Source organism: Reichenbachiella sp., assembly GCF_039944555.1.
GTDB lineage: Bacteria > Bacteroidota > Bacteroidia > Cytophagales > Cyclobacteriaceae > Reichenbachiella.
In genome coordinates, this window is the sequence record NZ_JBDUYN010000008.1 from 142,600 (window position 1) to 164,124 (window position 21,525).

General features: G+C 41.7%; 16 protein-coding genes and 1 tRNA gene. 8 read left to right on the plus strand and 9 right to left on the minus strand.

Features of this window, described 5'->3' with window-relative positions:
• Positions 1–22 precede the first annotated feature (22 nt).
• From ABJD64_RS14460 to ABJD64_RS14475, 4 genes are all read left to right on the plus strand, one after another.
• On the plus strand, positions 23–1,363 hold the full coding sequence (locus ABJD64_RS14460; protein WP_348182727.1) for a dihydroorotase: 1,341 nt from the start codon (positions 23–25) through the stop codon (positions 1,361–1,363).
• Positions 1,364–1,450: 87 nt separating this feature from the next.
• Positions 1,451–1,526: transfer RNA gene (locus ABJD64_RS14465), tRNA-His, on the plus strand.
• A 203-nt stretch (positions 1,527–1,729) separates the two neighbouring features.
• Positions 1,730–3,946, plus strand: coding sequence for a S9 family peptidase (locus tag ABJD64_RS14470; protein ID WP_348182729.1), 2,217 nt, complete (start codon positions 1,730–1,732; stop codon positions 3,944–3,946).
• Positions 3,947–4,015: 69 nt separating this feature from the next.
• On the plus strand, positions 4,016–5,566 hold the full coding sequence (locus tag ABJD64_RS14475; protein ID WP_348182731.1) for an L-serine ammonia-lyase, iron-sulfur-dependent, subunit alpha: 1,551 nt from the start codon (positions 4,016–4,018) through the stop codon (positions 5,564–5,566).
• 18 nt (positions 5,567–5,584) lie between these two features.
• On the opposite strand, the gene ABJD64_RS14480 is transcribed toward ABJD64_RS14475, so the two are convergent.
• The 6 genes from ABJD64_RS14480 to ABJD64_RS14505 all read right to left on the minus strand — a co-directional run bounded on the left by ABJD64_RS14480 (position 5,585) and on the right by ABJD64_RS14505 (position 11,199).
• On the minus strand, positions 5,585–6,178 hold the full coding sequence (locus tag ABJD64_RS14480) for a hypothetical protein (protein ID WP_348182733.1): 594 nt from the start codon (positions 6,176–6,178) through the stop codon (positions 5,585–5,587).
• 53 nt (positions 6,179–6,231) lie between these two features.
• Entirely contained in the window at positions 6,232–8,583 is a 2,352-nt protein-coding gene (locus tag ABJD64_RS14485) for a GAF domain-containing protein (RefSeq protein ID WP_348182735.1), read from the minus strand.
• A gap of 240 nt (positions 8,584–8,823) precedes the next feature.
• On the minus strand, positions 8,824–9,201 hold the full coding sequence (locus ABJD64_RS14490) for a cupredoxin domain-containing protein (RefSeq protein WP_348182737.1): 378 nt from the start codon (positions 9,199–9,201) through the stop codon (positions 8,824–8,826).
• 24 nt (positions 9,202–9,225) lie between these two features.
• On the minus strand, positions 9,226–9,777 hold the full coding sequence (locus ABJD64_RS14495; protein WP_348182739.1) for a carboxymuconolactone decarboxylase family protein: 552 nt from the start codon (positions 9,775–9,777) through the stop codon (positions 9,226–9,228).
• Positions 9,778–9,859: 82 nt separating this feature from the next.
• Complete coding sequence (locus ABJD64_RS14500) at positions 9,860–10,312, minus strand: Rrf2 family transcriptional regulator (protein WP_348182741.1); 453 nt, start codon at positions 10,310–10,312, stop codon at positions 9,860–9,862.
• 122 nt (positions 10,313–10,434) lie between these two features.
• Entirely contained in the window at positions 10,435–11,199 is a 765-nt protein-coding gene (locus ABJD64_RS14505; protein ID WP_348182743.1) for a DUF6503 family protein, read from the minus strand.
• Between the two features lie 250 nt (positions 11,200–11,449).
• Here ABJD64_RS14505 and ABJD64_RS14510 point away from each other — a divergent pair, with 250 nt between their 5' ends.
• A complete protein-coding gene (locus ABJD64_RS14510; RefSeq protein ID WP_348182745.1) occupies positions 11,450–11,788 on the plus strand; it encodes a YegP family protein in 339 nt (112 codons plus the stop codon).
• 21 nt (positions 11,789–11,809) lie between these two features.
• On the opposite strand, the gene ABJD64_RS14515 is transcribed toward ABJD64_RS14510, so the two are convergent.
• Complete coding sequence (locus ABJD64_RS14515; protein ID WP_348182747.1) at positions 11,810–12,295, minus strand: cytidine deaminase; 486 nt, start codon at positions 12,293–12,295, stop codon at positions 11,810–11,812.
• A gap of 169 nt (positions 12,296–12,464) precedes the next feature.
• Here ABJD64_RS14515 and ABJD64_RS14520 point away from each other — a divergent pair, with 169 nt between their 5' ends.
• On the plus strand, positions 12,465–13,799 hold the full coding sequence (locus tag ABJD64_RS14520; protein WP_348182749.1) for a saccharopine dehydrogenase C-terminal domain-containing protein: 1,335 nt from the start codon (positions 12,465–12,467) through the stop codon (positions 13,797–13,799).
• 15 nt (positions 13,800–13,814) lie between these two features.
• On the opposite strand, the gene ABJD64_RS14525 is transcribed toward ABJD64_RS14520, so the two are convergent.
• Positions 13,815–16,160 (minus strand): ABC transporter permease, encoded by a 2,346-nt coding sequence (locus ABJD64_RS14525; protein WP_348182751.1) that lies wholly within the window; start codon positions 16,158–16,160, stop codon positions 13,815–13,817.
• Positions 16,161–16,308: 148 nt separating this feature from the next.
• Between ABJD64_RS14525 and ABJD64_RS14530 the strand changes: the two genes are divergently transcribed.
• Both ABJD64_RS14530 and ABJD64_RS14535 read left to right on the plus strand, forming a co-directional pair.
• Complete coding sequence (locus ABJD64_RS14530; protein WP_348182753.1) at positions 16,309–17,016, plus strand: YebC/PmpR family DNA-binding transcriptional regulator; 708 nt, start codon at positions 16,309–16,311, stop codon at positions 17,014–17,016.
• A gap of 116 nt (positions 17,017–17,132) precedes the next feature.
• Complete coding sequence (locus ABJD64_RS14535; protein ID WP_348182755.1) at positions 17,133–20,402, plus strand: VCBS repeat-containing protein; 3,270 nt, start codon at positions 17,133–17,135, stop codon at positions 20,400–20,402.
• A 21-nt stretch (positions 20,403–20,423) separates the two neighbouring features.
• Here ABJD64_RS14535 and ABJD64_RS14540 read toward each other — a convergent pair whose 3' ends face one another.
• Entirely contained in the window at positions 20,424–21,521 is a 1,098-nt protein-coding gene (locus ABJD64_RS14540) for an SGNH/GDSL hydrolase family protein (RefSeq protein ID WP_348182757.1), read from the minus strand.
• Positions 21,522–21,525: the final 4 nt, after the last annotated feature.

The window sequence follows — 21,525 nt, forward strand, 5'->3', positions numbered from 1 at the left end:
TTGAACAAAACCGAACAAAAGAATGGCCAAATACACGCTCATTAAAAATGCTAAAATTGTAAACGAAGGCGAAATACTAGCACATGATGTACTTATCAAAGATCAGCGCATAGAAAAGGTGGGTTTTGACCTTTCTCATGACTCAGCTGAGGTCTTGGATGCTGATGGCAAGTTTTTAATTCCTGGTCTAATCGATGATCAGGTACATTTCAGAGAGCCAGGTCTAACGCATAAGGCTAACATTTACACTGAGAGTCGTGCCGCGGTGGCAGGAGGTATTACATCTTTTATGGAGATGCCGAATACAGTTCCTAATGCCCTGACTCAGGAATTATTGCAAGACAAATACGACATAGCTTCTCAATCATCCCTGGCCAACTATTCTTTTTTTATGGGCGCCTCAAACGACAACATAGATGAAGTAATGAAAACCAGTCGCCAAAACGTCTGCGGTATCAAAGTATTTATGGGTTCATCAACCGGCAATATGCTGGTGGATGACGAAAAGACCCTTACCGAGTTGTTTTCCAGAGCGGAGCTGATTGTAGCCGCTCATTGTGAAGACGAGACTACCGTTAAAAGAAATACTGAGTTATTTAAGGAAAGGTATGATGGGAAAATACCTATGACTGCCCATCCGCTTATCAGAAGTGAAGAAGCTTGTTATTTGTCTTCTTCGAAAGCTGTCGGGTTGGCCAAAGCCAATAATACCAAGTTTCACGTGCTGCATATTTCAACAGGTAAAGAAACCGAGCTATTTGATAACACTATTCCGCTCAAAGACAAATTAGTTACCGCTGAGGCTTGTATTCATCACATGTGGTTCTCTGATGAGGATTATCTCACCAAAGGTGGATTGATCAAATGGAACCCTGCGGTAAAGACAGCATTTGATAGGGACACCATCTTTCAGGCCATGTTGGATGACAAGATTGATGTGATAGCCACCGACCATGCACCTCATACCTTAGATGAAAAAAGTGGAGATTATCTTAACTGCCCTTCCGGAGGGCCTTTGGTGCAACATGCCTTACCTGCTATGCTGGAGCATCACCTTAACGGCAAAATTTCGATAGAACGCGTAGTTGAGAAAATGTGCCACAATCCTGCCATTCTTTTTGAAGTGAAAGAAAGAGGATACATCCGTGAAGGGTATTATGCCGATCTGGTACTTGTAGACACCAAAGATTCCTGGGTAGTGCAAAAGGACAATGTACTTTCAAAATGCGGCTGGAGCCCATTTGAAGGGCAAACTTTCAGAAGCAAAATCTTGCACACTTTTGTATCCGGCCACCTGGCTTATGAGCAGGGAAAATTTAACGAAGGCACGGTTGGTGAAAGAATGCTTTTCGACAGAAAATAAATGCTAAATTAATTTTGGAAATTAGGTCTAGTAATTTCTAAATTTGCACTCCTTTTTAAGGGATCAACCAACGGGTTGATTAAATATGGTGATTGTAGTTCAGTTGGTTAGAACGCCTGGTTGTGGTCCAGGAGGTCGCCGGTTCGAGTCCGGTCTTTCACCCAGATAAAGCCTTGCAATAATGCGAGGCTTTTTTTGTTTTGGACTTTTGAGAAGATTATCATTCGGTTATCTGGTATTATGATTCTTTCCTATCCTTTTGATACAAAATTGATCAATATGTTCAAAACATTGACCATTTCAACATCAGTCAAACCGGCTCACCCGAAAATCCATTAAATTACTCTAAACAACTATACTGCAAACATGAAACGAAGCTTCTTGATTGGCCTGATGTTGTTGAGCACTTTGCCTTCCTGGTCACAGGCTCAATTGACATTGGAAGACATTTATAAGAATGACACCTATAAAGCGGAACGCTTTGGACCAGTTCGATGGATGAAGGATAACTTGGGGTATTCTACGCTCGAAAAAAATGAACAAGTTGATGGTGATGACATAGTCAAGTACAAAGCACAAACTGGTGAAAGAACGGTCCTTGTTTCTGCCCAAAAACTGATACCAGCCTCTGGAAATAAACCATTGTCCATTGCCAACTATGAATGGTCATCTGACAATTCAAAACTTCTTGTCTTTACAAATACGCGAAAGGTATGGCGCTATCATACCCGAGGAGATTATTGGGTGCTTGACATGAATTCAGGCAAACTCACACAATTGGGTCAAAGCGTAGTGCGAACCACTATGATGTTTGCCAAGTTCTCGCCTGATGGCACTCGCGTAGGCTATGTGAGCAAAAACAACATTTATGTCGAGGATATCTCCAATGGTAAAATTACTCAACTGACTTTCGATGGCGGTGAATCGATAATTAATGGCACTTTTGACTGGGTGTATGAAGAAGAATTGGATTGTAGAGACGGTTTTCGCTGGAGTCCTGATGGCTCTCAAATTGCCTATTGGCAGTCGGATACCAAAGGCATGGGCACCTTTTATCTGATTAACAACGTCGATTCGATTTATTCCAAGCCCATACCTTTTCCTTATCCTAAAGTGGGTACAGACAATTCAGCCGTAAAGGTGGGTGTAGTCAGTGCTTCCGGTGGTGAATCCAAATGGTTAGATGTACCCGGAGATCCCAGGAATAATTATTTGGCACGGATGGACTTTATTCCCAATTCTACTGAAGTGCTAATTCAACAACTCAATAGAAAACAAAATACGAATACGGTGTGGGTAGGCAATACCCAATCCATGAAACTCACCAATATTTTCACCGATAAGGACGAGGCATTCCTAGACGTTCACGACAATATCATGTGGCTGGACAATGGACAGAGTTTCACCTGGACGAGTGAGAAAGACGGATGGATGCATCTCTACAAGGTTTCAAGGGACGGCAAGAATTTTAGCACCATTACCAACGGTGATATTGATGTCGTGAAAATTGACTGCATAGATCCAAAAGGAGGCTTTGTCTACTATACGGCTTCTCCTGAAAACTACACGCAGAGATATTTATATAGAAGCAAAATCGATGGGAGCTCCAAGCCTGAGCGTGTAAGTCCAAAAAATCAACCCGGGCAACATGCCTATCAAATTTCGGGAGATGCCGCTTTTGCTATTCACACCTTTCAAAATTCGACTACACCGAACAAAATATCACTGATCGACCTTCAAAAGCACAAATCCATTCGGACTCTGGAAGACAATAATGCACTGAAAGAAAAAGTAGAAGCCTTGAATCTCAAGCCAAAAGAGTTCATCAAAATAGATATTGGTGAGGTCGTATTTGATGCCTGGATGATCAAACCAATTAATTTCGATATTTCTAAAAAGTATCCAATAGTCTTCTTCATCTATGGTGAACCCGCTAATTCGACGGTACAAGATGCCTGGCAGCGTGAAGACCTATGGCATCAGTATTTATCTCAGCAAGGGTATGTGGTAGTCAGCATAGACAACAGAGGCACCAGAGCACCAAGGGGAAGGGATTGGAGAAAATCCATCTATGGACAAATAGGGATACTGGCCACACACGATCAAGCTGCTGCGGCTAAAGTATTGTTTAAAAGCTACGACTTCATTAATACTGAAAAAGTAGGCATGTGGGGCTGGAGTGGTGGAGGCCAAATGACTATGAATTGTCTGTTTAGATACCCTGAGATTTATAAATCCGGATTGGCACTCTCGTTTGTCTCGGATCAAAGGCTTTATGACAATATCTACCAGGAGCGATTCATGGGACTACTTCAAGATAATGAATCCAACTACATCGCCGGTTCTCCCATCACTTACGCAAAAAACCTCAAGGGCAATCTCATGATCATACATGGCACGGGCGATGACAATGTGCATTACCAGAGTTTTGAACGGCTTGTCAATGAACTGATTAAGCATAATAAACCTTTCGAAATGATGTCTTACCCCATGCGAACACATAGCTTGAACGAAGGAGAAAACACCTCTCTACATTTGAGGGAAACAATGGCCAGGTATTGGCGGCGGGTTTTCGACGACTAGTAAAGAGGCCAATACTTGCCATCATCAGCTATTAAAATATTAACTTTAATAAGACTAAACCCGAAAGATATGGCTACTTCGAGTATTTTCAATGATGTGATTGGACCCGTTATGCGTGGACCTTCAAGTTCTCATAGTGCGGCCGCTTGTCGAATAGGGCTACTTCTTCGCGATCTGATGAAAGGCGATATCTCGCACATGTCGATTGATTACGATCCCAATGGCTCATTGGTGACTACACATGAAAGTCAAGGTACGGATATGGGTCTCTATGGAGGTCTCCTGGGCTGGCAAGCAGATGACCATCGCATGATGGATTATAAAAAGCACATCGACGAGTCGGGCATCAACATCACGGTCAATTACTTAAGTTATGATGCAAAACACCCGAACAACTACCGCATAAGAATAGGCAATGACACCATTGCACACACATTGTCGGCCATCAGTACAGGTGGTGGTATGATGGAGGTACAAGAAATAGATGCATCTGAGGTTTGCATCAATGGCGATTATCATGAGCTGCTTATTTATGGTGCTGAACTTGAATTGATTGACAAGCTTCTTCCTGCGCTGGCTTGTGATTTTAAACTGGTCCATAAAAGTTTTATAGAACTCAAAAGTGCGGATCCGTTTGAAGAATCTCTCATCGAAAAAATTGAAGGCATACCGGGTGTAAACAATGTTTGCTATCTGCATCCAGTACTACCGATTCTCTCCAGAAAAGATCTTGAGGTTCCCTTTCTGACCTGCAAGGACATGATGAAATTGGGTCAGTCGCAGCAACTGGATTTGTGGCAACTTGCTGCTTTATACGAAAGTCAGCGAGGGGGAATTACCGAGCAAGAGGTTTTATCCAAAATGATGGCTATTGTCCAAGTCATGCGAAGCGGAATCGAAGAAGGACTAAAAGGCACTTACTACGAGGACCGTATCCTACCTGTTCAATCCTTGGGATTCAAGGATAAAATGGATGGGAAGCAGCTTCTGGATGGAGGAATGCTCAACACGATTGTCTTGAATACCACAGCCATGATGGAGGTAAAAAGCTCTATGGGTGTATTCGTGGCTGCGCCTACAGCGGGATCTTGTGGTGCATTGCCTGGAGCCATTTTTGGTGCTGCGGAAAAGTTAGGAAGTTCAGATCAGGAGATTGTACGTGCACTGCTGGCTGCTGGTATCATGGGGGTATTTATATCAGAACATTCAACATTCGCTGCAGAAGTTGCGGGGTGTCAGGCTGAAACAGGAGCTGGTGGATCTATGGCTGCTGCTGGTTTGGTGACGCTTATGAATGGTACCTTGGAGCAATGCGTTGCTGCGGCATCACTGGCACTCCAAAATTCGCTGGGCATTGTCTGTGATCCTATAGGCAACCGTGTCGAGGCACCTTGTCTCGGAAAAAATGTAATGGCCGCTTCGAATGCCTTATCATGTGCCAATATGGCTCTTGCCAATTATGAACACTTGATTCCCTATGATGAAGTCGTTCAAAGCATGAAAGAAGTTGGCGATATGATGGCCCATGAGTTGACTTGTACGGGTCTAGGTGGTCTAGCCGCTACACCAACCGGTAAGGCGATAGAGGCCAAGCTTAAAGAAAAAGCAAAGTACTGTTGATGACCTAATCCGTTGGTATCAGATAAATACTTTCGGACCGCCTTTTAGTAGGTCTTGAAATTCTGATGGCCCAATCAATTCTTCCTGCAAGCGACCGAATTCGTCCAAGGTCTCTGGTGATAATAATTCAACTACCTCGTCCATGGCAACGCCGCTTAGCATATAAGGGTAGTCACCCATGACCAGCTGATCACCGACGCATTGCCCATAAATTTGGCACTCCGCAAGATCTTCCGCCTCGAGATTTTTAACTACACAGCGATTAACCCACGGGGCTAAATCGGTATACGATTCGTTAGTAATCAATTTCTTACGTCCTTCAATATCTATATGCGAAGCAAAATACTCATTGATGCTTTGCATCGATTGACTCGAAATTTTGCTCTGATAGCCAGTCATGCAATCCATACACATGGCATATTCAAAAATCGTTGAATAAGACCGCAATCCGTCGTATGGTTTTAATGCCTTTTCAATCATGTAGGGCACATTTCCATCTAATAAATTGCATTCGCAAGAAATACATTTATCCATTGGGGCTCCAGTGATGTCGGCATAAAAGAGTTTGGGTATTTGAACGAGATTCCCCGGCTTATTCTTTTCTTGATTCATTATACAAATGAATGTAATGGGCTTATAAATTCAAAATTGCCTTGATAAGTTCTCTAATTTGAGGAACTGCCTTCCATGGCTTCGATAAGCTCGTCCACTGTAAGGTTCTCTGCATAGGCAACTTCTACTCGCAGTGCCCGCAAACCTGTTACCCCTTGAAGATCCTCCAGTTCCAAGTCCTCAAATCCTTTTTTCACATATCCTTTAGCAGCCAGGAACTGCAGGTACTTTCGGTATTCGCGAGCGTCCTGCTCTTGGGAATAAATAATGGCCAGACGACCGGGTTGTGTAATTCTTTCACTTGTTCCCTTAATATGTGCTTTGTCTACACGTTTTTTGACAATTTCATACCGTGCATTGTAGGCACCTTCTACATCAAAACGCTTTTCATCCATTCTGAAATGCACGGACAAGGAGGTGTTGTAAACCAAAATAAGCGACGCGATTTCAATAGGCATGGGCAAGTCTTTTTGCATTGCCCTGAATTCATTTTCCATCTCGCACATCACAACCAATTGCCATATCCTGAGATTTCTAAGGAATATTTTATCAAATTTCCGATCCCTGGAAATGGACTGACCGATATACATGTTGTACTCCACACCATCAGTTTTGTACCGTTCGAAGTAATGCGGAAACATTTCTTGTGCGACAATCTGTTTTTCGTCAAGATACGAGGCCAATCTTTGATTGATCTGATTTACGCTGGTATCGTATTTCTTACGCTCCTCATACACTGTTTTCAGATCGGGATCCAGTAAGGTGTTATAATGATCTACCAATTTTTTCAGGTAGTCGTCCTTTCTTTGTAAATGATCGAAGATGGGATATATTTCTGATTTGAGGAAGCTTAGTATTTTATGTTCGCTACCTGCTGACAGCCCTCTCTTTAGTTCGTTTTTGTGATTATCCAGGCGAAAGGACAATTCATCGTAAGCTGGCATTTTAGTATGCTCAAAGGCATACTTCAGGACTTTTTTTATCGCATTGATCTGCTTGAGAAGATCTTTGCTGACAGCTTCATTTCGTCGCGCAGAAGAGCCCTTAATATCCATTTGCCCGTACAGCGGGTATAGATTATTGAATTTGATGTCTTTGAATACTGGTTGTTCGTTCTTGAACTGCTGGTTCATGAATTTTTCAGCTTCCTGCTCAAACCTCCACTTCACTGAATGATGAATGGTAGTACATTCCTGCTGAATGATGGCTTCGATACGATTCTGGTCTTCAGTCATAAAGCGCTTATGAGCCATTGCCAGTACGGGCAGTACTTCGTCCAGTCTGGCCATTGTTCCGGGATTTAGTTCATATCTACCCGGGGCTGCCAACTCCATAAACCCAAGGAGCTCTTCCTCATGAATTAATGGTGCCACTAGGTAACTTTTGAAGTCGGACGTTGCCAATTTCTCAGACAAGCCGCTTTCAGATCTTTTATGAAAATAATCGACATCTGAAATAACCAAAGGTTCCTTCTTGTTCAGCAATTGACCATATGCGTAATCACACAGATCAGTTTTACAGTCCAAGGCCTCATCTTTACTCAGGACAATACTTCTAACTTGTTCTTTATTCAAGGGCACCAGTTTATTCTGGTCCAATGTGATGACACCCATTTCCAATTTCGGGTGGTTGAGTAAGCTCCTGATACTGTTCTGAATCTTTTCAAACGTGTCAGTGGATTTCACCAGGAGATTAGAGGTAATTGAAGACATGGATTGATCCAGAGAAATATCGACCAAATTGATGATATTGACACCCTTCATAATCCAGCTGTTGGGGGGAAATTTTTTCTTCCAGATTTTGATGTCCCCGAAGTTGTCCACGAGTTCTTCAAAATCTTCACGGGATATATCAATCGCCTTCTTTGTCGGAATAAATTCACACATGTCGGCATTGATCAGCATCTTGTAAGTGCGCATCAATCCCTGATCTTTGTTAAAGATTTCCAGTTTCATGGCTCCTCCGCCTGGTGCAGGGTATCCATAATAACTGCCCAATATGAAATAGCAGCAATACAGGTAGAAGGTATCCTCGTCAATATCCTTCATTTCGTATGAAAACTCCTTACCAGATGCTTTAACGATATTGTCGAACCTGGTAGAGGTATATATGGGTTCGAAATAAAAAGGAGGGGTAAGTGCTTTGATTTCGTTAGTCAAAAGAGCGTCCGGAAAAAGGATTCTACCTATTTTTTGAATTGATTTCTTATACTTTTTTAATTGATCAATACTCCCAATACCGTCTTTCAATTCCGGATACTTTTCCACTTCTTTTAAAAGCTGCAGCGCATAGTTGACAACACCTTGATCCGTATCCTTGGCCATCAATTCCAAAGCTTCAATCGCTTTGAAGAAACTAATCTGCATCACTGCAGGGAATGGCACTTCTTTTCCATTATAAATCATAACCCTCTTGTTTTGTCGGACTTGCTAGATAAATTTATACGATAGATTACTGAAATAGTATGTCTTTTTCTAATAAAGCAGTTTCAAACTGGAATTAAAGATTTATTTCTTTTGAATATACTCTGGTGAGATAGTCGGCAATAAAACAAAAAAGAGGCTCTCGAATATCATTCAAGAAGCCTCTCTAACTTACTCAACAACCTCTAACTAACTCTCCTGTTAAGTTTTTTATGTCATTTATTATTTCACCACCAATGTATACTCTGGGGTGGGGTTCATTGGACAAAAGTATTTGTACGTACCCTTGGTTAGGTTTACTTCTTTGGAAGATGAAGTTTCACCTTTGTTGATCGTCTTTGCCAAATAACCCGCCTGGATATGCTCTCCCGCCTTGCCTTCTGATGTAACCGGAGCGATTACAAAACCTACTTCTTTGTCTACACTCTGATTGCTAACTTCAAAAACATAGGTTCCGGGTTTTAACGTCAGTTCCTTGGTGGTAAACTCGCCCTCGACCTGGCTTAATTTAACTTTCTTGGCTTTCTTTTGAGCAAACGCCTCGTTGCTTGAGATGATCACTGCCATCATTACAGTAAGGATTAAGAATAATTTTTTCATCTGATTTTAATTTGTTTTATATGATTAATTTAATTCTTGTTGAAGTTCGGCAGCCAAAGGAAAATCTATCGGCGTGTCCGCGACGTGATTGATGTAATTGGTGAATGTATTTAGTGCCACATGACCAATTAATTCTGCAAGAGCCGCTTCATTATATCCGGCGTTAAAAAATTTTCCGATTAGTGTTTGTGACGGTTTTCCTCTTGTGATTACCAAACTAGTGGCCAACCTTACAAGTGCACTGAGCCTTGGGTCATCAATATCTCCAGTCCTGATCTGAATGGTCTCTGCTTCAGTCAACCCGTTCATTTTAGCAATTTCTGTATGTGCAGACAGGCAATAACTGCAGCTGTTGGCCTGACCTACGGCAAGCGCAATGGCTTCTACCTCTTTTCCGGAATATTCGCCTCCGGTTAAATTATCCCCGAGGGATAGCATCGAATTCAGGGCTTGGGGCGAATTGGCTACTGCCGCATATAAGTTTGGCACCAAGCCAATTTTGCGTTTCAACTTATCAAAGACCTGCTGTGTTGGAAGATTTACTTCCTCTCTCGACAAAACTTTCAGATTACTCATTTGGAAAAAATTTAGTTGTTGATTAATTACAAATACACAATCAATATGTAACTTTAAAAGTTCCATATTGAGATAAAAAAATTTAGAAAACCCCCTTTATAGCTTCTGACACTTCTTTTTCTCCTATAATTTTTTTCAGTTTGTTTGTAAGGAAAGCGATCGATACCTTTTTCAGCTTGGGTTTCATGGACCGTTCGGCCTCCTGGAAAGCGTCGAACAAGAGTCCTGAGAGATTGCTGCTCACCACACACTCGTGGTTTACCTTGGGCCTGTGAAAAAACTCTTCTTCTTTTGTTGCCTCAAAAATGTTCCACAGAGATATTTCTTTGGCTGGCCTCAGCAGATGGAATCCACCTTGAGAACCTGAGACACTTCCAATGATGTTGTGTTTTCTTAGTAAAGCAATAAGTCGCCTGACCACTACCGGATTGGTCTTGAGGCTTTCTGCCAACTGACTGGAGGGTATGAGTTTTCCTTTCAGATTGATGTAGATACAAATATGAATGGCTTTCGTGAAATTGGCACTGGCTTGCATGCCTTAAATATAACTTAATATGTTACAATAAATTTCTCTATCAAACTATATTAATACCTGTCAAGTAAGCTTTAAAAAAGCTAGAGCAAATTTTTCAAGTAGTCGTTACACCAACATTAGATTTACTGTTCTACCACAACCGCCCCTTTAGTTTTTTTAAAAAGCGAGTCATCAAAAGTTGATTCAGAAATTAGTACCTTTTCAAACTCGGCCGCACCTTTCGGTTCGGTGATCACTCCTTCTTCAGACTTATACCAGGTCATTGACTTCGGCAATATCAACTCTTCGAGTGTCTGCCAATCATTATACCTAATCCATCTAATGTCCGGACTTTTTTCTTTTGAAAAATAAGTAACCGTATAGCCAAGCCATTCCATTTGATAAGTTTCCGGATCATAGTGAAGGAAATATTCATCCTGTGCACTCATGCCCACACCTGCATTGTAGCTTATTTTGATTCCCGGATAAGATTTATCTTCAAAGGATAGTTCATCAGCCTCAGAGTAGATAATACCTTCATCCGCCAAAACAAAAGGCATGGCATAGAAATAAAACATTAGGTTGTGATAGAATACAGGATCGCCGCTATAGGTCGTATCGGTTTCCAACCAAATATTCTCCCCATCATAACCGGTCACGAAATTGGCAGCTTCAATGCGCTCCCTCCTATCGTGCAAATGGATCATTTGCTTTTCATTCATTTCCTCACCAACTATTTCATAAGAAAGGGACTTCATTTTTTTCCATGTATCGAGGGATCCATGTTTAGTAAGTATTTTCTCTAATGCAGGTGGATATATGCTATTCTCGGTCTCCTCTATTGAGGATTGTTTAGGACCGCTACAAGCGAGCAATAGTCCTAATAGAAAAAGTGTAGTTCTTTGCATGGTCTTTTTTTAATGTTTGCGCAAGCTATATTTTTATGGGCCGTCAAGTAACCTAAACCCAATCTTGATACAAAGCGTTCCTTGGATTGAGCAAAGATCAAAAAACTCCCGTATTATTATTAAGACATACGAAACTAATCCCACTTGCTACAAGTATTTACACAAGTAGATTTGCCCCTCAAAACCAAGAAATTCTCCTCCGTTTTTATTAACTTATTTGTCCTTTTTTCACTTCATAAACCACTTCATTATGGGACAGTCCAAATTTGAGATTTTTAAAGGCTCTAACGACCATTTCTATTTTCATCTAAAAGCTGGCAACGGCGAGGTTATCCTGGCCAGCCAGGGCTATACGACCAAGGCCAATTGTCAAAAAGGTGTCCATTCTGTAAGCACTAACAGCAAAGACGAGGGAAATTTCGCCAAGAAGAAATCCAAGGATGGGAAAAATTATTTCGTACTCATGGCTACTAATGGACAAGTAATTGGCAACAGTCAAATGTATACCACTTCATCAGCCAGAGATCATGGCATACATTCTGTCTATCAAAACGCTACCTCTGCCGTGATTATTGACATTACCAAGTAGAGTGCCCAGCGGCTTAACCTTCTACTTGTTAAGGCTATTAGAATCAAAACCAAAAGGGAGAAGGTCTCTCACTGTGGTCTTCAATATTTGATTGCCAGGCCGTATGAACAAAAGTTCAATGGTCTCTTCTTGTCTGCTTTGATACTCCATCATTGCCTGGCGGCAGTTGCCACAAGATGAGGCGGCCACGAAGTCCTTTGCCTCAGCGGGTTTTGCAGCAATAGCCAGTTTTTCAATTTTGACATTGGGATGATTAGCTCCCGCACTGAAGATCGCTACTCGCTCAGCACAGAGACCAGAGGGATACGCTGCATTTTCCTGATTACTTCCTTTTACCACAATGCCATCAGCCAACAAAACCGCTGAGCCGACATGAAAATCAGAGTAGGGAGCATAGGCACCTGCGACCGCTGATTTGGCATCATCTACAAGGCACCGTTCTGAAGAACTTAGCTCGGAATAATCTAATATTTCGGCTTCCACCTGCTGTATTACTTTCTTGGCCATGGTTGGAAATCTATGTTTAAATGCACTAAACGAATATGGACAATTTAATACTTATTTTTTTAACTAAATGTTTTGCTTGTGACCTTGAAAATGAAATATTTGCTTCTTTTTTGGGCCAACCAGCAACTGAAAAATACAACATGTTAACCCAAAACATAATACATCTATAATGAAAAAAGTACTTGTACTTGGCGCGGGAAGATCTTCCTCCACATTGATCGGATTTTTGCTAAATCATGCTGAAGAAAATGACTGGCATGTGGTCGTAGGAGATCTGGATGAAAACTTGGCTAAGGAAAAAATAAACGGCAGTTCAAGAGGGGAAGCGGTGCGCTTTGATATTTTCAATGAAGCTCATCAGCAGAAATTGACTGATGGTTTTGAACTGGTCATTTCAATGATGCCGGCCTCCTTTCACATCCATGTCGCTAAAATTTGTGCAAAGCATGGTATTAACATGTTGACTGCCTCCTACCTGACTGATGAAATCAAATCATTGAGTAGTGAATTTGAGAAAAATGGTGCCGGTCTAATCATGGAAATGGGATTGGATCCGGGCGTTGATCACATGTCGGCCATGAAAGTGTTGGACAGAATTCGGGAAGCAGGGCATGAGCTACGCGCTTTCGAAACTTTCACGGGTGGACTCCTGGCACCGAGTGACGATGACAATCCATGGGAGTATAAATTCACCTGGAATCCAAGAAATGTCGTATTGGCCGGTCAGGGCTTTGTGAAGTTTATTCAAGAAGGCCGATACAAGTACATCCCCTATCAAAAACTTTTTAGAAGAACAGAAGTCATTCACATTCCTGAATATGGATACTTCGAAGGATACGCCAATAGAGATTCTTTAAAATATCTGGATGCCTACAAACTCCGTGGCATAAAAACTTTATATCGTGGTACACTTAGACGGGTCGGCTATTCCAAGGCCTGGGACGTATTTGTGCAGCTGGGAGCGACTGACGATACCTATGAGCTGCACGACGTATCTACCATGACACACCGGCAGTTTATCAATTCTTTTTTATCTTATAATCCCGACGACTCCATTGAGCTGAAATTGGCGCACTATCTGAATCTGGATCTTGAATCAGACGAAATGTTCAAGATGAAGTGGCTAGGTTTATTCGATGATGAACTTGTAGGTCTGGAAAAAGGTACACCAGCTCAAATCCTGGAACACATCCTAAAGAAAAAGTGGACGATTGAGCCAGATGAAAAGGATATGATTGTGATGTGGCACAAATTCGAGTATTACCAAGATGCGGCATTGAAGCAAATTCAATCCTACATGGCTGTGGAAGGCGAAGATTCGATTAATACGGCGATGTCCAAAACGGTCGGGTTGCCATTGGCGGTATCTGCACAGCTAATTCTTCAAGGAAAAATGAGCCCTAAAGGTGTTCACATTCCTACGGAAAAGAGTGTTTATATGCCTGTACTTAACGCATTGGAATCGCACGGAATCACATTTAAGGAATGTGAGATCACCAGTTGATTTGGGTAAGTAACGTTACTCCTCTTTCAAAAACTCAACCGGATTGATGATGCACGCCCTGATCAATTTGTTGATTATTGAAAGTAAGGAAAAAGTGACAATAGCGGTAAGTACGGCAGGGGCTATCCAGAGCAGGTGGTCCCATAGTTCAATTCTGTAGTGAAAGCTCGACAACCAATTGCTCATAGCGTACCCGGCTAATGGAATGGCGACGACACTTCCAAACAGTATCCAAAGTATTATTTTAGAACCCAATACCAAAAATAGATCGGTAAAGGAAGCTCCTACTACTTTTCGAATCGCTACTTCCTTGCTTCGGGTATTAATTAAAAACACACTCAATGCCAGCACACCAAGAACGGAGAGTAAAATGGTAACAAAAGCGGCATATGTGGTAATTTTCTCTGCTCTCAGTTCATTTTTATAAGTACTAGTAAATTGATCATCCATAAACTGGTAGTCAATCACATAAGCGGGATCATAGTTTTGTATGACGGACTCAATAGTGCCGATGGTCTGCTTAAGATTATCTTCTTTGAGTTTCAGCGCCAGAACCTTTCCATGAAGGTTTTCAAATGTGAGAACCAGCGGACTTACTCCATGGTGTAGAGACTCAAAATTGTAGTCTTTCATGACTCCAATAATCTCTCCTACTCTACCACCCATGTAAACCTGGGTTCCCAAATCCGGGCTTCCAATTTTCTTATAGGCAGACTCGTTTAGAATAAAATTTTTTCGATCCGATTGCAAGTCGTAATCATAGTCACGACCTGAAACCAACTTCAAATCAAATGTATTGATGTAATTGTCGATTACACGTACGTGGTTAACTGTTATCTGTTCATGATCAGGAGCGCTTTTCACCTTAAAAAACTGGCCACTCGTGCCTCCGCCCGGTGCGGCCTGTGCCAGACAAATCTGTTCTATCCCAGCGAGTTTTCCGAGTTCATATTTAATCACATCGTAATTTTTCACCAGGTCAAAATTATTAACGAGCAATACACGCTCCTGATCAAACCCTTTGGGCATATCTTTCATAAACTGAAGCTGTACATGCATGATCACAATAGAAACCATGAGAAGAGAAGATATCAAAAACTGAGCTACTACCAGTGAAAGTATGGCCGGATGCATACGATGTTTGGTCTTACTTAGAGACTTGTGGAGCGTAATAGATCTGGATAAATAAATGGCAGGATAAATGCCAGCTAAAAACCCTGTGGTTACTACCAGAAGACCAAATAGGAGAAAATATGAAAGCGTCCAGTGCTCTAAACTGAATAGCTCCGGAGCGATCAATTCGGGATCGATCATTTGAGCAATCACTTCCAACAACCCTAGGGCCAGCCCACCAGCCAAGGCCACAACAACTATAGATTCAATGACTATTTGCAAAGCCAGTTGATTTCTGGAGGCGCCCACTACTTTCCTCAGACCTATTTCTTTTTCTCTGCTTTGGGCACCGGCTATCTGAAAGTTGACATAATTGATTGCGGCCAGGATCAAAATAAACAACCCCAAGACACCAATCACTTTCAGTGCTTGCAAATTCCCTGCACTCAGGCTGTTTGTAATATCTCCTGATTTCATATGCAGTTCTTTGAGGGAAATCAAAAAAGAGTCTCCCGCATAACCTTGCCATCTTGAATCAAGTGATTCGTTATAATGGTTTGCAAGCAAATCCAGGGTTTGCTGATGGTCAGCATTTCGTTCTAGCAGCACGTAGGTATGAAATTCTAACCCAGATTGATGGACAAGTGAGCGATAGTCTGGCATAGATGCGAGAGGAATCACAATGTCAAACTGAAATTGAGAGTTGAGCGGCACATTTATTACGTCGCTCACCAGATAGGTAACATCCTTGAATCGCACCTCTCGCCCAATGGCTGACTCGTCCCCAAATAATATTTTTGCAAATTTCTTACTGAGAATGGCTTGATCTGGTCTCGCGAACTGTCTTTTTTGGCTATAACCAAAATCAAACACATCAAAAAATGAATAATCTGAATAGCCAATCTGAACCTGATTGAATCTTTCCAAGCCAACTTCCAATTCTCCGACTTGTCTGTAATAGCGTGTGGCAGTCTCTACCTGTTCAAAATTGGCCAGATATTCATCGGCTAGTGTGCCAAATGAAATCCCATAGCTACTTAGCTTTCCCTTGGGATCATAAAATTTCGAAATAACCTTATACGTTCGGTCAGAATTAGAATGAAAATGATCAAAACTGGACTGATAGTGAATATATGATGCTAAAATTATAACAATGGACAAGCCAAGGGTCAGTCCGGATATGCTGATGAGGCTGATCGTTCGGTTCTTGACAAACCGTCTCAAACCTGCTTTAATATGAATGAGCATAATCTGAATTTTTGAGTGAGAGATTCAACGTTGTCATTAAGATGTTCAACTGAGGCAAAAAGTTCTAATCGCTCTTATTGATAGATCTCATTGGAATTGTATTCCAACACTGACTTTTTATATTTGTAGCCTCAAAATTTAGATCGAAATGGGAAGAGCATTTGAATTCAGAAAAGCACGAAAACTAAAAAGATGGGGCGCCATGTCCCGGACTTTTACCAGAATTGGAAAAGACATTGTTATTGCCGTAAAGGCTGGTGGCCCTGACCCTAACACCAATTCAAGGTTGCGAGCAGTCATGCAAAATGCCAAGGCTGCCAATATGCCCAAAGACAACATCGAAAGGGCAATCAAGCGTGCATCAGACAAAGCGCAGGGAGATTTTAAGGAAACTTTGTTTGAAGGCTATGCACCGCATGGCATTGCGGTATTGGTGGAGACCGCTACAGACAACAACAACAGAACGGTAGCTAATGTAAGAAGCTACTTTACGAAATGCGATGGCAACTTGGGTACTTCAGGTTCGGTAGAGTTTATGTTTGAGCATACTTGCAACTTTAGACTGAGCAAAGATGGATTGGATGCTGAAGAACTGGAGTTGGAGTTGATCGACTTTGGAGCCGAAGAGGTTTTCGAGGATGAAGATGGCATGATGGTCTATGGTGGTTTTGCAGACTATGGCACACTTCAGAAGTACTTTGAAGAAAACAACATCGAAATCCTTTCTTCAGGGTTTGAAAGAATCCCAACTACAACTAAAGAACTATCCGAAGAACAACAAGAAGACGTAAATAAGCTACTCGAAAAACTCGAGGAAGATGATGACGTACAGAATGTCTTTCATACGATGGCCTGACACTTAACTGCTTCATTTTGATGCAATCCTGAAAAACAGTCAAATTATTGACTAATAGCGTTTAATTGCCTTTTTGCAGCTCTTATCTTTAAACTTAGAATAGATAAGAATATGCGATGAGAGGGTTTAATCAGATTGTATCGGGCTTACTTATATTGTCAATATTCTTTGGGTGCAATGAGCTAGAAAAAGGAAAAGGCACACTATTCCATAAAATCAGCTCCACACAATCCAACATTCATTTTCAAAACAACTTAACTGAATCAGAACGATTCAATTTTCTCACTTACGACTACTTCTACAATGGCAGTGGAGTGGCCATAGGCGACATCAATGGTGACGATTTGCCTGATCTCTATTTTGGTTCTAATCAGGGAGCGAACAAACTCTATTTAAACCAAGGTGATTTTTCATTTAAGGACATTACCGACAAAGCGGGAGTTGCGGACCAATCCGGATGGACTACTGGTGTCAATATGATTGATATCAACGGTGATGGGAGGTTAGACCTATATGTTTGTAAGTCTGGCCCCATTCGGGATGCCAAACTCAGAGAAAACAAACTCTATATCAACAATGGTGATTTAACATTTACAGAATCAGCGGCCCAATTCGGTTTAAATGACAATGCGTTCAGTACGCAATCCTATTTTTTTGATTACGACAAAGATGGTTGGCTTGACCTCTACCTGGTCAATCACAGAATAGATTTCGAGAACAATTCTTATTTATCCAGAAATATTGAATCTGCCTATGAACGTGAATCAACAGATAAGCTCTATCGGAACCAGGGAGATGGCACTTTTGAAGATGTGACTTACCCGGCCGGTGTGCTGAACAAGGCCTGGGGACTAAGTGCTGCTATTGGCGATTATAACAATGACAGCTGGCCTGACATCTATGTTGCCAATGACTTTGTACAAGGAGACTATCTCTACATCAACAATCAGGATGGTACTTTTAAAGATAGTTTAAAACATTTTGTGAATCATACCTCATATTTCGGCATGGGCAGCGATCTGGCTGATATCAATAATGATGGTTTTGAGGATTTGATCGTGCTAGACATGGTACCTGCCGATCATGTTCGATCCAAAATGCTGATGAATAACATGAGCACTGAGGCTTTCAATGTTCTGGTAGATTTTGGGAATCACTATCAATATATGCTCAATACTTTGCAGTTGAACAATGGTAATGGAACCTATAGTGAGATCGCTCAACTGGCCGGCATAGACAAAACGGATTGGAGCTGGGCGCCCTTGTTGGCTGACTACGACAACGATGGGGATGTGGATTTGTTTATTACTAACGGCATCAAAAAAGATGTCACTGATAATGACTCCCGGAGAGCTATTCAGGCCAAAGTCCAATTCGAAAAAGTGGAGATTCAAAAATTGCTTAACCTGCTTCCGGAAGCTAGAATAAAGAACTATGCCTTTGAAAATAATAGGAATCTTACCTTTTCTAAGTCGGGTAAAAGATGGGGACTTGATGAGGCTACCAACTCCAACGGTGCTGCTTATGCCGATTTAGACCAGGATGGTGATTTGGACCTGGTGGTCAATAATATCGATGAACTGGCCGGAATTTATGAGAATATGGCGGACTCGAACAACTACATTCAAATCAAATTGACTGGTTTGCATGCGATAGGCTCAACCGTTGAAGTGGCTACTAATAATAGCACTCAACTCAAAAGGTATTATCCTACTCGAGGCTACTTATCATCGGTTGATCATGTAATTCACTTTGGCTTAGGTCAGGCATCAGAAATAGTTCAAATCAAAGTAAGCTGGGCTGACGGTAGAGCAACTATCAAAGAAAACGTGGATTCGAATCAATTAATGGAACTGGATTATTCTCAGGCGGTTATTGAAGCAGAGGCTAACGCTCAGACCAGGACCCTGTTTTCAAAACTAAACCCAATTGAACTCGGTCTTGATTTTACACATCAAGAGGATCAGTATGATGATTTTTCCAAAGCGCTTTTATTGCCACATAAGCTATCCACCCTCGGGCCCTTCATATCTACCGGTGATGTGAACAACGATGGATATGAAGATGTTTTTATTGGTAATGCCAAAGGAGCCGCAGCCGCACTTTATATCCAAAATGAAGTGGGCCTTTTCAATTCATCCAATAATAACTTATGGCATAGCGACAGGGCATTTGAAGACATGGGTTCTGTTTTTTTCGATCTGGAAAATGACGGAGACCTGGATCTTTATGTGGTCAGTGGTGGAAGCAAGGACCTTAAAGGCGATTCTGGCGTATTGGATCGACTATACATAAATAATGGTAAAGGCCAATTTTCAAGGTCCCGCAACTTGCCGCATATTGCCACCAGCGGGCAAACAGTACGCACCGCCGACATTAATAATGACGGTTATGCTGACTTATTTGTTGGTGGTCGCTTAGTGCCAGACGCCTATCCAAGTCCAGCTTCTTCGGTGATTCTTATCAATGAGCAAGGGATTCTGCTGGACAAAACCAATGAATTAGCGCCAGAACTGGAACGAATCGGAATGGTAACAGACGCCCAATGGCTAGATGTAGACGGCGACAGCGATATTGATCTGGCCATCGTTGGTGAATGGATGGCTCCTACATTTTTTTTAAATGAAAACGGGCGATTCAAAAAACAGTCGTCAAATGTGATAGAAGACCGTGGGTGGTGGTTTTCTCTTAGCGCTGTGAATTTGAACAACGACGGAATCCAGGATTTGATTGCTGGAAATTTAGGGCAGAATAATAAATTTCATCCATCTACAGCAGAACCACTAAACCTATTCTACAACGATTTTGATGACAACGGCACCATGGATATCGTGCTAAGTCATCAGTCCCAAGGCAAAGAAGTCCCGGTCAGAGGCAAACAATGTTCGTCAGAACAAATGCCTTTCATCAACGATAAATTCCCAACATTCAGATCATTTGCCGAAGCTGACCTGAATGAGATTTATGGAATAGAAGAACTCAATCAGTCGGTTCAGCTATCTGCCAGCACATTCGAAAGTGCGGCGTTGGTAAATCAAGGAAATCTTGATTTTAGAAAAATTACCTTGCCGAAAATGGCTCAATTCTCCGCTTTGCGCAAAGTTCTAAATCTGGATATTGATAAGGATGATAATCAGGATTTGATTACAGTAGGTAATTTGTATGATTCTGAAGTGGAAACTCCGCGATATGATGCAAGTTATGGCGCGGTTTTGAAAGGAAACGGTGATGGCTCTTTTGAAAACATAACTGTCACGCAATCCGGCTTTGATGTAAGAGGGGATGTCAGGGACATGGTTTTGATCAATTGGAAAGACAATAAGTCAAGGCTCCTACTCGTATCTGCCAATAATGGCTCATTGCAGGCCTTTGAAGTCCAATTCTAACTTTCTAACCCACCGAATTGATCAAATTTTCAAGGTAGTTTTAATATAACTGGCGAGCATATCGGCCATTTCTTTTTGCTCAACAACGGTGGGATGTGCCTTTGTTTTCCGATAAGGAAATATTAAGGGGAATAAATTCTTTTCACCAAGATCTCTGAGTTGACCAACGGCTGATTCAACATATCCCGGCCATGGAGAACCTTCTTCCGCTGCACTCATATTTCCCAAAACGCAAAAAACACTTGCCTCTGGGTAATGACCTCTGATGATTGATACAAAGTTTTTGTAGACATCAATGATTTCTTTTTCTTTAGGCACAGGGTCCATTTGCTCTATCAACCAGGAGTCATTCTGAAACAAGTTAATCACAACGACGTCCGGAGTCCAGAGTGCGAAATCCCATCGACTGTTCTTGTCATTTGGGTTGAGCCTATTATACATTTCGGGCATGGTGAGTGGATACCAGCTTTTGATGATTCCAATGCCGCTCATGGAAATACATCTATAATCGGCGTTTAAAGCTCTTGAGGTGATAGCGCCATAAGCGTAATAGTTGTCCCAGGTGGTTCTATTGTCGTTGTTTTCTCCTGACTCGTCCAAAACCCCATGGCCTGAAGTGATGGAATTGCCATAAAACTCAATTTTTAAGCGGTCGTTGGTCGGAGATTCTAGTAGGTGTCCATTCCTTTCAATCAAAAAACCGAGAAACTTAGTTGCAGGACTGGTACTATCCGTTCTTCTGACCAACTCAATGGTATGTGGTCTGTCTTCCAGGTGATCAGCTACCGTGTAGGTATTTGCACCAGCATGGCAATCAATTTCTATTGCACCTGCAGCATCTCCATCAATAATAGCTTTGTAATAGTTTTCACCATTGTCCTCTAGCTTTACTCGAATCGTTGTGCCTTGAAATGTGGCCGCTACCGAAGTTCCTGCCCAATAAAGTATAGGTTCTTTTGGATTCGAAAAATCGATTCTTCCTGAGTAGACAAGGCCTTTATGATCCGGACTTATAAGTTGATACTCTTGATTAGAATCAATCGTTTTTTTCCTTTCTGTGCATTGGATAGTCACGCATAAGAAAACCAGACCCATGCAGAGCGGTTTGATACCCATCATCAAA